The following is a 12,311-nucleotide window of genomic DNA, read 5'->3' on the forward strand; positions in this document are numbered from 1 at the left end:
GGCGGGTAGGGCTGCTCGGGCCGCGGCGGCTCGGCCGGCCCGGGAGGGAGCTGCGCCAGGTCCGGCAGCGGCGCGTAGCCGTGGACGGTGTCGGGGCCGGTCGACTGCGCCGGTACGTAGACGGGTCCGGCCGCCGCGGCGGTCGCGGACCGGCGCGGGTCGCCGCCGGTGAAGGTGGTGGTGTTCAGCGGGGTGATGGGCGGCTCGTCGGGGCCGACCGGGGGGACCAGCAGGCCGGGCAGCAGCACCACGGCCTGGGTGCCGCCGGAGGCCAGCGGGTGCAGCCGTACCCGGACGCCGTGCCTGCGGGCCAGCCGGGAGGCCACGTACAGGCCCATGCCGGCGACCGCGCCGGGCGGCGCCGGATCGGGGTCGGCGAGCAGCGCGTTCAGCTCGTCGAGCCTTTCCGCGGGCAGGCCGATACCGGAGTCCTCGACCGCGACGGCCACCTCGCCGGTCTCCAGCAGCTGCCCGGACAGCACGACTTCGGTGACCGCCTCGGAGAAGCCGGTGGCGTTGTCGAGGAGTTCGGCGATCAGGTGGGCCACGTCGTCGGCGGCCCGGCCCGCGACCCTGACCCCGGGCAGCACCTGGATGCGTACCCGCTCGTAGCGCTCGATCTCGGAGATCGCGCCGCGCACGACGTCGACCAGCGGGACCGGGCGGGCCGTGGCGCCGTGGCTGTGCTCGGTGCCGCCGAGCACGAGCAGATTCTCGCTGTTGCGGCGCATCCGGGTGGCGAGGTGGTCCAGCTGGAAGAGCGTGGCCAGCCGGTCCGGGTCCTCCTCCTGCCCCTCCATGCCCTCGATCAGGGCGAGTTGCTGTTCGACCAGGCCCAAGGTGCGCAGGCTGAGGCTGACATGGGTCAGGTGCGCGGCGTTGCGCGCCGCCGCCGCGCTCAGCTCCCGGTCCAGCTCAGCCGAGTGGGCGATCAGGTCGTCGTGGGCGCGCCGCAGGGCGTCCTTCTCCGCCAGGGCGCCGGCCAGCGAGCCCCGGGCGCTCTGGGTCGCGCCGCGCTGCGCGGTCAGCTCGTCGCCGAGGCCGGCGGTGCGGGCGCGCAGGGCCTGGGCCTCCTGGGTCAGCGCGTTGGCGCGGCGGGCGACGGCGGCGTACTCGTCCTGCCCGATCACCTCGACGCCCTGGCCGCTGTCGGCGTCGGACCGCGACCAGCGGTGCAGGGCGGCCAGCGGGCGGGTCAGGCTGCGGAAGAGCGCGGTGAGCACGCCGACCAGCAGCAGCAGGCACAACCCGGCCAGCGCGGACCGCAGTTCGAGGACGGTGACGGTGTGGTTGCGGTGGTCGGCGGCAGCCGCGGCCCGGTCGGCGGCGGCGGACGCCTCGACGCTGCGGATCAGCCCGATCCTGGCGGTCAGCTCGGACTTCACCGGGTCGGCGCCCAGTGCCCGGTCGGTGCGGGTGAGTTGGTCCGCGTCGAGCAATTCCGCGGTGTCCTCGTCGGCCCGGGCGACATCGGCGCCGGTCACCGTCTTGTCGTAGCGCTCCCGCAGGTCGGCCGGCGCGGTGGCGCGGAAGTCGGCGAGCGCGGACATCTCCTGGAGCCGGGCCGCCTGCGCTGCGGCCACCAGCGCGGACTGTCCGCCGCCCTGGGTGAGGGCGCCCACCAGCAGCCCGCGCTGGAGCGCCGCGGCGCCCGCCACCCGGGTGAGCGGATCGGCGCCGGGCCCTTCCCCGGTCCGCCCGAGCGCGTCGATCAGCGGCTGATACGCGGTCACGACGGCCTGGACGCCCTGCTGGCCGGCCCGCGCGGCGAGTGCGGCGGTACGGATGCCGGGCAGTAAGGCGAGCGCGGTCCGCACCGCGGCGGGCGGGTCGGCCGCCAGCACGTCGTGCGCCTGCCGGTCGGTCCTGGTGCGGTCCGCGGCGGGCGTCTGCGGCGTCTTCGTGTCGGCCGCGACCAGCGCGGCCACGTCGTCCCGCTCGTCGGCCAGGTCGTGGGCGAGAACAGCGGTGCGGGAGGCCAGCACCGCGGCGGAGGACCGGTTCTGGGCCGCCCTCAGGTCGCCGACGCCGAGCGCGACGCCGGGCGTGGCCGCGGCCAGGACCACGGCAGCGGACACCAGCAGGGCGGCGAGCATGCGCTGTCTGACCCGACGCTCACGCGCTTGACGTCGTTCACGCACTTCTGGCTCGCAATCACGTATCGCCGGCGGGGGTTCCCCAGGAATATGCAGGGGCTGACACCGACCCTTGCAGTCCCGCCAGGAGGGGGGCCATGCCTCCCTCCTCCGGACACTCGAACGAGTGAAGCGCACCGGCGACACACCGGACAAGCCGAGCTGCGTGGGCGGCGGTTCGCCACGCCGGGCACGTACTGGCGCGTACTGCCCGGCTTTGACAGGATGCCCGCCCACAGGCGCGCCGACCGACCGCCCGGTCGAAAGGTTTCGAACGCGCACTGCCGCACACTGAGCACTATGCGTATCGAGACGGCGACGGCTCCCGGTGTGCCCGGGGCGCCCAATGAGGACTTCGTGGCGGTGGCGCTGCCCGCCGGTGGGCACGGCGGGGCGCTGGTCCTGCTGGACGGTGTCACCCCGCCGCCGGACAACGGGAACTGCGTCCACTCCGTGCCCTGGTTCACCGCCCGGCTGGGCGGGGCGCTGCTCGAACTGTCCGTTTCGCGGCCTGACGCCACTCTTGCCGAGTGCCTGTCGGCCGCGATCACCGTGACGGCGGATGCGCACCGGGGCACGTGTGACCTTTCTCACCCTCTGACGCCGCAAGCCACAGCCGTGGCGGTGCGGTGGGGGGCGGCGGAGCTGGAGTACCTCGTGCTGTCCGATTCCGTTCTGCTGGTGGAGGGGACGGACGGCGTCCTCACACCGGTGCTGGACGACCGGATCGACCGGCTGCGGGCCGCCGGGCACCAGGTCGCCGCCCTGCGGAACCTCCCGGGGGGCTTCTTCACGGCCGCCGCCGATCCCCGGGTGGCCGGGCGGGCGGTCACCGGCTCCGTGCCGGTCGCGGCGGTACGGGCGGTCGCCGCGCTCAGCGACGGGGCCGCGCGGGGGGTGGAGGTCTTCGGTACGGACGACTGGGCTTCGGCCTTCGCACTGCTCCGCAAAGGGGGGCCTGACCGCCTGCTCGCCCGGGTGCGCGAGCTGGAGCTGGCCGATCCCGAGGGTTCCGCCGTGCCGCGGGGCAAGCCGTTCGACGACGCGACCGCCGTGCTGGCCGAGCTCTGAACCCCCGGGGCGCCCCCGCCCGGGGGGGGGCAGTGGCCGCCGTGCCCGTACGGCGGTCCGTCGCGGCCGGAGGCCGGAGACCGGGCTGCGGCACGGAGGACCGCTCACCCGGGTGGAGGCGGCTGTTCAGAGGACTTCCGCCGTGGACTCGTTCAGGTCGTGGAGGAGGCGGGCCAGCTCCGCGAGATCCGTGCGGTTCCAGGCGGCGAGCTGGCGGAGGTAGGCGGCGCGCCGGGCACCGCGCACCCGGTTGAAGCGGTCCCGGCCGCCCGGGGTGAGCCGCATCAGGAAGGCCCGCCCGTCGGCGGGATCCGGCTCCCGGGTGACCAGCCCGAGAACCTCAAGTGCCCGCAGCTGTCGGCTCATCGTCGCCTTGCCGACCCCGAAGTAGGACGCCAGGTCGGTAGCCCGTTCGGGCTCGACCTCCTGGAGCCGGACCAGGAGCCCGTAGGCCGCAGGTTCGAGGTCGGGATGCACCGCCCTGGCCAGCTCCCCCGAGGCCGCCCGGGCGCGCCGGAAGAGCACCGTCAGCTCCCGCTCCAGCGCGTCCGCCGACGGGTCCGCGCCCGTCGCATCTGCCGCATTGCGCGCGTCGGTCACAGCATTCCCGCTTTCAACGCCTGAAAGTTGTCTTTACACACGGTGGTTTCCGCAGCACGCCAAGTATTTCGCAGGAGTAGACCAACGGCGGTAACAGGACCCTTTTCCCACGCGCGCAGCGTCCCACGTACCGTCCAACTGTCATGACCATTCCAAGGTCATGCCGAGTCCCCCCACCTGGAGGCACGCATGTCCCACGGAGATTTCTCCGTCGTGCACGGCAACGGCTCGGTCCGGACCAGGCTCGCGCTCCTGGCCGGTTCACTCGTCACGATGCTCGCGATGGCGCTCGCCGCACCCGGCACCGCCCACGCGGCGAATTCCGGTCACATGACGCACCCGGACCTGGACTGGCTGGGCTCCCAGATCAGGATCCACGAGGGCGCGATCGCCCCCGGCGACTCCAAGGCCGCCACCCCGAAGGTCAGCCAGACCCCGGGCCTGGACGTCTCCAGCTACCAGGGCAGCGTCAACTGGGCCGGCGCCTGGTCGAACGGCGCGAAATTCGCGTACGTCAAGGCCACCGAGGGCACCTCGTACACCAATCCCAAATTCACCCAGCAGTACAACGGCTCCTACAACGTCGGCATGATCCGCGGCTCCTACCACTTCGCCCTGCCCGACGTGTCGACCGGCGCGGCCCAGGCCGATTACTTCGTCGCGCACGGCGGCGGCTGGTCCAAGGACGGCAAGACGCTGCCGGGCGCGCTGGACATGGAGTACAACCCGTACGGCGCCACCTGTTACGGCAAGACGGCCGGCGCGATGGTGAGCTGGATCTCCTCGTTCTCGAACGAATACCATGCCAGGACCGGGCGCTACCCGACGATCTACACCTCCACCAACTGGTGGACGACCTGCACGGGCAACAGCGGCGCCTTCGCCGCCAACAACGCGCTCTGGCTCGCCCGGTACGCCACCTCCATCGGCACCCTGCCGGCCGGCTGGGGCTACCAGACCTTCTGGCAGTACGCGGACTCCGGCACCTTCCCCGGTGACCAGGACCGCTTCAACGGCGCTCTCGACCGCGTCAAGGCCTACGCCAACGGCTGATCCGCCCACGCAGGCGGCCCCTTCCCCCGAACGCGGGGGAAGGGGCCGCCTGCTGTCGCGGTGGCGGGGCGGCCGTCAGGCGGCCACCGGCACCTCCGGGACGCCGGCCTCGGCGGTGTCCAGGGCCAGCGCCAGCACCTGGCGGACATCGCTGACCGGGTGGACGTCGAGCGCGTCCAGGATCTCGGCGGGCACGTCGTCCAGGTCCGGCTCATTCCGCTTGGGGATCACCACGGTGGTGATCCCGGCCCGGTGCGCGGCCAGCAGCTTCTGCTTGACCCCGCCGATCGGCAGCACCCGCCCGGTCAGCGACACCTCGCCGGTCATCGCGACGTCGGTGCGCACCCGCCGCCCGGACAGCAGCGACGCCAGCGCGGTCGTCATCGTGACACCGGCGCTCGGCCCGTCCTTGGGCACCGCGCCGGCCGGCACGTGGATGTGCACGCCCCGCTCCTTGAGGTCGCCGACCGGCAGCTCCAGCTCGGCGCCGCGCGAGCGCAGGAAGGACAGCGCGATCTGCGCGGACTCCTTCATCACGTCACCCAGCTGGCCGGTGAGCTGGAGCCCGGAACCGCCGGTCTCCGGGTCGGCCAGCGACGCCTCGATGTACAGGACGTCACCGCCCGCGCCGGTCACCGCGAGCCCGGTGGCCACCCCGGGCACCGCCGTGCGCCGCTCCTCCGGGTCCTGCGCGGCCTCCGGCACGTGGTGCGGCCGGCCGATCAGCTTGCGCAGGTCGTCGGGCCCGACGGAGAAGGGCAGCTCCTGGTCGCCCAGCTCGTGCCGGGCGGCGATCTTCCGCAGGATGCGGGCGACCGTGCGCTCCAGCGCCCGGACCCCGGCCTCCCGGGTGTACTCCCCGGCCAGCCGGCGCAGCGCGCCCTCCTCCAGGGTCACCTCCTCGGCGTCGAGGCCCGCCCGCTCCAGCTGGCGCGGCAGCAGGTGGTCCCTGGCGATGACGACCTTCTCGTCCTCGGTGTAGCCGTCAAGCCGCACCAGCTCCATCCGGTCGAGCAGCGGCTCGGGGATGGCCTCCAGCACATTCGCCGTGGCCAGGAAGACCACGTCGGACAGGTCCAGCTCGACTTCCAGGTAGTGGTCGCGGAAGGTGTGGTTCTGCGCCGGGTCCAGGACCTCCAGCAGGGCCGCGGCCGGGTCGCCGCGATAGTCCGAGCCGACCTTGTCGATCTCGTCGAGCAGCACCACCGGGTTCATCGACCCGGCCTCCTTGATGGCCCGTACGACCCGGCCGGGCAGCGCGCCGACGTACGTCCTGCGGTGGCCGCGGATCTCGGCCTCGTCCCGTACACCACCCAGCGCGACCCGGACGAACTTGCGGCCCATCGCCCGCGCCACCGACTCGCCGAGCGACGTCTTTCCGACGCCGGGCGGGCCGACCAGCGCCAGCACCGCGCCGCCGCGGCGACCGCCCACGACGCCGAGGCCGCGGTCGGCCCTGCGCTTGCGTACGGCGAGGTATTCGGTGATGCGCTCCTTGACGTCGTCCAGACCCGCGTGGTCGGCGTCCAGCACCGCGCGGGCGCCCGCGACGTCGTACGTGTCCTCGGTCGTCGTGCTCCACGGCAGTTCGAGCACGGTGTCGAGCCAGGTGCGGATCCAGCTGCCCTCGGGTGAGGCGTCGGAGGACCGCTCCAGCTTCTCGACCTCCTTGAGCGCCGCCTCGCGCACCTTGTCCGGCAGCTCCGCGGCCTCGACCCGGGCGCGGTAGTCGTCGGCCTCGTCCTCGGGGTCGCCGTTCAGCTCGGACAGTTCCTTGCGGACCGCTTCGAGCTGCTGGCGCAGCAGGAATTCGCGCTGCTGCTTCTCCATGCCCTCCTGGACGTCCTTGCGGATCGTCTCGGCGACGTCCTGCTCGGCGAGGTGGTCGCGCAGCCACTGGATGGCCAGCTTCAGCCGGGCCACCGGGTCGACGGTCTCCAGCAGCTCGACGCGCTGCTCGGCGGTCAGGTAGGGGCTGTAGCCGGAGTTGTCGGCGAGCTGGCCGACGTCGTCGATCTGCTGCACCCGGTCCACGACCTGCCAGGCACCGCGCTTGCGCAGCCAGCTGGTGGCCAGCGCCTTGTACTCCTTCATCAGCTCGGCCACGGTGCCGGGCGACTCGGCGGGGGTCGGCTCGTCTATGACGGTGCCCTCGACCCACAGGGCCGCGCCGGGACCGGTGGTGCCCGCGCCGATCCTGATCCGGCTGCGGCCCCTGATCACGGCGCCGGGGTCGCCGTCGGACAGCCGTCCGACCTGCTCCACCGTGCCGAGGGTGCCGACGGCGGCGTAATTGCCGTCGATCCGCGGCACGAGCAGCACCCGCGGCTTGCCGCCGCTGCCGGCCGGGTGCGCGGCCTGCGCGGCCTCGACGGCGGCGCGGACCTCGGAGTCGGAGAGGTCGAGCGGCACGACCATGCCGGGCAGCACGACTTCGCCGTCCAGCGGGAGGACAGGCAGGGTCAGCGGGTTGGAGGAGAGGGACTCAATCGGCATGATCGCTCCTAATGCAAGCAAGTTGAGTACACCTGGCTCAATGCGGGGAGCTCCGCTGGTGTTCCCGGGGGCGTGTTCGCCCTGAGCGATCGCCTGCGCGGCGGGCGTCACCGGCCCCTGCGGGGCTCGTGCCGGTTCCGCGGCTGCGGCACCCTCGTGGCTGGTCGCGCAGTTGCCCGCGCGCCTGGGTGGGTGCCGCTTGCGGTGGCGTGCTTGCCTGCGGCTGCGTCGTGGCTTGTCGCGCAGTTCCTCGCGCCCCTGAAGACGCTTGCCCTCTGCGGCGGGGGAGCCGGACCTCACCCTCATTGGCGGAGGAGACGTGCCACGAAGGGGCGCGGGGAACTGCGCGCGCGACCATGACCGCGACTCGCAGTGGTGCCGGAGGCGCCGGTGCGGCCTCAAGGTGGTGGCCGTCGTCGGCACGGTGACCGGAAGGTGCTGGCCGCGATCGTGTTCGCGGCCACGTCCGGCTGCACATGGCGGGCCCCCGCCCGCGGTCCCACGCGGGCGGGGGCACCGGCGCCGGTGGGCGGTCGGTCAGCGTTCCAGGAGAGCGATGCGGACGGCTCGTTCGACATGCGCGGCGGTGTTGGCGTATCCCGCGCCATTGGGGTGGACCAGGGTGACGCGCTTGTTGATGAGACCGCACTTCAGCGCGGTGCCGGGGAGGCTTGAGGGCCAGTAGCCGGCGGCGTCGCCGCAGATCCCCTCGACCCACTTGGTGCCTGCGGGCTGGCAGGCGTCATGGCCCACGCTGGAGGAGTAGACGTCGACGTAGCGGTCGCCGAAGAACGAGGTGACCCGCTGGATGGTGCTGTTCAGCGGCTTGAGGACGTTGTCACGGAGCCAGTCGATGTCGGCGTGTTTGATCGAGCCCAGCTCGGTGAGGGACAGGCGGTTGCAGTCACTGGCCTGGTCCGGCAGGACCGCCGGGTAGCCGACGGTGATCACCTTGGCGTTGGGCGCGGCTTCGTGCACCTTGGCCAGCATCTCGATGTACTCGTCCTGGACCCTGGCGAGCTTGTCCTGGATGCCCTCCTCGCCCGCGGGCGGGTCGGTGTAGTGCTCGCGGCAGGACTCGCCGGTCTTCGGACCCAGTTCCAGGCACGTGAGGAGCATGCCGCCGAAGGGCAGGCTGTTGCCGCCGACGCCGATGGTGACGACGTCGGTCCGGTCGTTCAGGTTGGCGCGCTTGATCTGCGGGTCGACCGCGGGCCAGCCTCCGGCGGGGGGCTGGACCGGGCTGATCGGCGTCTGCTTGGTCTTGCCGATGTTGTCGATGGTGGCGTTGCCGCAGCTGACGTTGGTCAGGTGGACGGGCTTGCCGGGCGGGAACTCGTCGAGCTCCTGCTGGACCAGGCCGGGGTAGGCGCCGGTGGTGCGGTCGCAGCCGTCCCGCGACGCGTCCCCGAGCGCGGGCTGCGGGTCCCCGACGAAGCCGCCGGCGGTGTACGAGTCGCCCAGGGCGGCCCACTCGTACTGATCAGCCGCGCCAGCGGAGCCCGCGGGTACGAGGGCGACCGCGGTCAGGGCGAGCCCGACCGCCAGTGCTCGCGCCCTGAGTCGGGAGACAGGATGTCGCATCAATCCTCCAGAATCGACAAAAGACAGCCCGGAGCTCGCAATGTGCCCCACATCGGAAGGCGTCTCGCCAAGATCATCCACACCGCTGGCCCACTGGCTCGGCTGAATCGGACCCATCAGACCCGATCGAGCTAAATGATCAGATTTTCGCGCCGCCGCCTGCCACCAGCCGGCTCAGGCACCGGGTCGGCGAGTCAGCCGCGCGGGACCGGACCCCGACAGAGCTTGCGGATCATTTACGGGCCAGCACCTAGGGTGGGGGGATGATCGCGGGAGACGGGGGGCCGGTCGTCGTGGACCGGCGGAACGGGCCGGCCGGGGAGATCGTGCTGCGGCGCCGCGGCGAGCGGCGCTACGAGATCATCGCCAACGGCTGCTTCCTCATGGACACCTCCGACGGCAGGTCGGAAAGGCTTCTGGTCGACGCCGCGCTGCAAGCGCTGGACCGGGGCGGGGACAGGGGCGAGGACAAGCCGAGCGTCCTCCTCGGCGGCCTCGGCGTCGGCTTCTCACTGGCCCGGGCGGCAGCCGGGCCGTGGGAGCGTATCGAGGTGGTGGAGCGCGAGCCCGCCGTCGTGGCGTGGCACCGCGAGGGGCCGTTGGGGGAATTCTCCGCGGGCGCCCTGGACGACCCGAGGGTGACCCTCGTGGTGGACGACCTGCTGGCGCACCTGCGGCGCCCGGGTAGGGCGTACGACGCGTTGTGCCTGGACATCGACAACGGGCCGGACTGGACAGTCACCGAGAACAACGGCAGTCTCTACAGTCCCAGCGGCCTCGGCGCCTGCCGGAACCGGCTCACGCCGGGCGGCGTCCTCGCGGTGTGGTCGGCACAACCGTCGGCCGCATTCGAGGCGGCACTGCGGTCCGCGGGATTCGAACGGGTGCGCACCCTTGAGATCCCGGTGCTCCGCGGGGTGCCTGATGTCGTGCACCTGGCACACCGGGCGTCCTGAGGCGTGATGGTCACAGCAGCGGCCCGCCCCGTACGCTGCCGGTATTCCAGGACGATTGTGGTGGGGCGGAATTGGACGGCACGCAGACGGCGGGCGCGCAGCGCCGGGTGCTCGTGGTCGAGGACGACCGGACGATAGCGCAGGCGATCGCGGCACGGCTCCAGGCCGAGGGCTTCCAGGTGCGGACCGCGGGGGACGGCCCGGCCGCGGTGGAGGCCGCCCGTTCGTGGCAGCCCGACCTGCTGGTCCTGGACGTGATGCTGCCCGGCTACGACGGGCTCGAAGTGTGCCGCAGGGTGCAGGCGGACCGGCCGGTGCCGGTGCTGATGCTGACCGCGCGGGACGACGAGACCGACATGCTGGTCGGCCTCGGCGTCGGCGCGGACGACTACATGACCAAGCCGTTCTCGATGCGGGAGCTGGCCGCCCGGGTGCATGTGCTGCTGCGCCGGGTCGAGCGGGCCGCGACGGCCGCGCACAGCCCGCGGGGCGCCGCGATCCAGCTCGGCGACCTGGAGATCGACCACGCCCAGCGGCGGGTCAGGGTCGGCGGCTCCGACGTGCATCTGACGCCGACCGAGTTCGAGCTGCTGGTGTGCCTGGCGCAGCAGCCCAGGGCGGTGCTGTCCCGCGAGCAGCTGCTGGCCGAGGTGTGGGACTGGGCGGACGCGTCGGGCACCAGGACCGTGGACAGCCATGTGAAGGCGCTGCGCCGGAAGATCGGCGCGGACCGTATCCGTACCGTCCACGGTGTCGGCTACGCGCTGGAGATGCCCTCGAAGTGAGCGGGAGAGTGCGGCGGTGAGGCGCTTGTGGCGTCGGGTGTGGGCGGCGCTGCGGCCGTGGGACCCGTACCGGTCGATCAAGGCGGCGCTCCAGCTGCTGGTGCTGGTGTCGGTACTGATCACCACGGGGCTGGTGATCCTGGCGATCCACTCGGCGACCGAGCTGCGGGTGATCACCATCTTCTCGATCATCGCGTCGCTGCTGATCACCCAGATCGTGGCGAACGGCCTGACGGCCCCGCTGCGGGAGATGACGGCGGTCGCGCGGGCCATGGCGGGCGGCGACTACAGCCGCCGGGTGACGCGGGTGCGCAGGGACGAGGTCGGCGAGCTGGCCGAGACGTTCAACCGGATGGCCGCCGACCTGGCCGCCGCCGACCGGCACCGCAAGGAGCTGGTGGCGAATGTCTCGCACGAGCTGCGCACCCCGATCGCGGCGCTGCGCGCGGTGCTGGAGAACGTGGTGGACGGGGTGTCGGCCGCCGACCCCGAGACGATGCGGCTGGCCCTCCAGCAGACCGAGCGGCTCGGCAAGCTGGTCAGCCAGCTGCTGGACCTGTCGCGCCTGGACAGCGGGGCGGTGCGGCTGGACACCAGGCCGTTCGAGGTGTGGCCGTACCTGTCGGCGGTGCTCAAGACGGCGAGCCTGGGCATGGGCACCGGCGGCTCGGGGTCGCGCTCCAGGGCCCGGGCGGACGTCCCGCTGCACCTGGACGTGTCACCCCTGGGCCTGACCGCCTACGCCGACGGTGAGCGGCTGCACCAGGTGGTGGCCAACCTGGTCGACAACGCCGTCAAGCACAGCCCGCCAGGCGGCCGGGTCACCGTACGGGCGCGTCGCGGAATGGCGCCGGGCAGCCTGGAGATCGACGTGGTGGACGAGGGCCCCGGCATCCCGGCGGCCGACCGCGTACGGGTCTTCGAGCGCTTCCACCGCGGCTCCCATCCGGGCGGCGACGGCGGTACGGGACTGGGGCTGGCGATCGCGCGCTGGGCGGTGGATCTGCACGGCGGACGGATAGAAGTGGCCGAATCCCCCCGGGGCTGCCGCATCCACGTCACCCTCCCAGGTGTCGCCGCGGCCGGATCTTGACTTAGAGTGGCCGCAGTTCACGCAGCGCGTAAGGCCGACTTCTGACCGGGCAACCCTCAAGAGGGACCAATTTCCCGCCAGGAACGGCCCTGAAACCAGACTTCGGGTGTGACTTGCGCGACGACTGGGCCCCGGGCCTGCGGCGGAGGGTCCGGTAGGCGTAGCCTTTATTTCCGCTGTCCACCATCTTGTGAAGCGGAAGAGGGCGGTTACCGCCGTGTCGCCACAGTCCCCCAATAGCTCTAGTGTCACGACCGACCACGAAGTGCAGGGCGCAGGCCCTGCAGCGGGTTTCGGCCCGAACGAGTGGCTGGTCGATGAGATCTACCAGCAGTACCTCCAGGATCCGAACTCGGTAGACCGAGCCTGGTGGGACTTCTTCGCCGACTACAAGCCGGACGGCTCCGCCGCTCCGGCGGCGCCCGCGGGCCAGGGCGGGGCGTCCGGTGCCGCGGCGCGTGCGACCACCGCACCGGTGACTTCCGGCCAGCCCGTGCCGCCCGCGCCCGCCGCCCCCGCGGAGCCGGCCCCCGAGGCC

10 protein-coding genes and 1 pseudogene are annotated in these 12,311 nt (G+C 72.6%); 7 read left to right on the top strand and 4 right to left on the bottom strand.

Translation table 11 applies throughout. From position 1 onward, the window contains the following. Nucleotides 1-2,096, bottom strand: a 2,096-nt coding sequence (locus V7E46_RS28915; protein ID WP_333771195.1) for a sensor histidine kinase, incomplete at its 3' end; no start/stop codon positions are given. Nucleotides 2,097-2,435: 339 nt separating this feature from the next. Between V7E46_RS28915 and V7E46_RS28920 the strand changes: the two genes are divergently transcribed. Next, nucleotides 2,436-3,206, top strand: coding sequence for a hypothetical protein (locus V7E46_RS28920; RefSeq protein WP_333771196.1), 771 nt, complete (start codon nt 2,436-2,438; stop codon nt 3,204-3,206). 126 nt (nt 3,207-3,332) lie between these two features. On the opposite strand, the gene V7E46_RS28925 is transcribed toward V7E46_RS28920, so the two are convergent. Next, nucleotides 3,333-3,806, bottom strand: a complete 474-nt coding sequence (locus tag V7E46_RS28925; protein ID WP_329174820.1) for a MarR family winged helix-turn-helix transcriptional regulator — start codon at nt 3,804-3,806, stop codon at nt 3,333-3,335. Nucleotides 3,807-3,995: 189 nt separating this feature from the next. Here V7E46_RS28925 and V7E46_RS28930 point away from each other — a divergent pair, with 189 nt between their 5' ends. Next, nucleotides 3,996-4,859 carry a lysozyme gene (locus V7E46_RS28930; RefSeq protein WP_333771197.1) on the top strand — a complete coding sequence of 288 codons (864 nt, stop codon included), beginning with the start codon at nt 3,996-3,998 and terminating at the stop codon, nt 4,857-4,859. A gap of 75 nt (nt 4,860-4,934) precedes the next feature. Here the strand turns inward: V7E46_RS28930 and lon are convergent, their stop codons facing one another. Next, nucleotides 4,935-7,355 carry an endopeptidase La gene (lon, locus tag V7E46_RS28935; RefSeq protein ID WP_333771198.1) on the bottom strand — a complete coding sequence of 807 codons (2,421 nt, stop codon included), beginning with the start codon at nt 7,353-7,355 and terminating at the stop codon, nt 4,935-4,937. 372 nt (nt 7,356-7,727) lie between these two features. On the opposite strand from lon, the pseudogene V7E46_RS28940 reads away from it, so the two are divergent. Then, nucleotides 7,728-7,877 (top strand): annotated as a pseudogene (locus V7E46_RS28940) (IS5/IS1182 family transposase); the annotation flags it as partial. A gap of 15 nt (nt 7,878-7,892) precedes the next feature. On the opposite strand, the gene V7E46_RS28945 reads toward V7E46_RS28940, so the two are convergent. After that, a complete protein-coding gene (locus tag V7E46_RS28945) occupies nt 7,893-8,939 on the bottom strand; it encodes an SGNH/GDSL hydrolase family protein (RefSeq protein WP_333771199.1) in 1,047 nt (348 codons plus the stop codon). A gap of 263 nt (nt 8,940-9,202) precedes the next feature. Between V7E46_RS28945 and V7E46_RS28950 the strand changes: the two genes are divergently transcribed. The 4 genes from V7E46_RS28950 to V7E46_RS28965 form a co-directional block, all read left to right on the top strand. Beyond that, entirely contained in the window at nt 9,203-9,895 is a 693-nt protein-coding gene (locus V7E46_RS28950) for a spermidine synthase (protein ID WP_333771200.1), read from the top strand. Between the two features lie 71 nt (nt 9,896-9,966). Continuing rightward, the gene (locus tag V7E46_RS28955) at nt 9,967-10,680 is read left to right on the top strand and encodes a response regulator transcription factor (RefSeq protein WP_333771201.1); all 714 of its coding nucleotides are present in this window, start codon (nt 9,967-9,969) and stop codon (nt 10,678-10,680) included. A gap of 16 nt (nt 10,681-10,696) precedes the next feature. After that, nucleotides 10,697-11,773, top strand: a complete 1,077-nt coding sequence (locus V7E46_RS28960; RefSeq protein WP_333771202.1) for a HAMP domain-containing sensor histidine kinase — start codon at nt 10,697-10,699, stop codon at nt 11,771-11,773. A 217-nt stretch (nt 11,774-11,990) separates the two neighbouring features. After that, the coding region (locus V7E46_RS28965; RefSeq protein WP_333771203.1) for a 2-oxoglutarate dehydrogenase E1 subunit family protein at nt 11,991-12,311 on the top strand (321 nt) is incomplete at its 3' end.

The organism is Streptomyces sp. IBSBF 2435 (genome assembly GCF_036815005.1).
Lineage (GTDB): Bacteria > Actinomycetota > Actinomycetes > Streptomycetales > Streptomycetaceae > Actinacidiphila.

Bases quoted from the DNA above. Each gene is read 5' to 3' on its own strand.
- V7E46_RS28930 (WP_333771197.1), top strand. From the start codon at position 3,996: ATGTCCCACGGAGATTTCTCCGTCGTGCACGGCAACGGCTCGGTCCGG.
- V7E46_RS28950 (WP_333771200.1), top strand. From the start codon at position 9,203: ATGATCGCGGGAGACGGGGGGCCGGTCGTCGTGGACCGGCGGAACGGG.
- V7E46_RS28920 (WP_333771196.1), top strand. From the start codon at position 2,436: ATGCGTATCGAGACGGCGACGGCTCCCGGTGTGCCCGGGGCGCCCAAT.
- V7E46_RS28945 (WP_333771199.1), bottom strand. From the start codon at position 8,939: ATGCGACATCCTGTCTCCCGACTCAGGGCGCGAGCACTGGCGGTCGGG.
- lon (WP_333771198.1), bottom strand. From the start codon at position 7,355: ATGCCGATTGAGTCCCTCTCCTCCAACCCGCTGACCCTGCCTGTCCTC.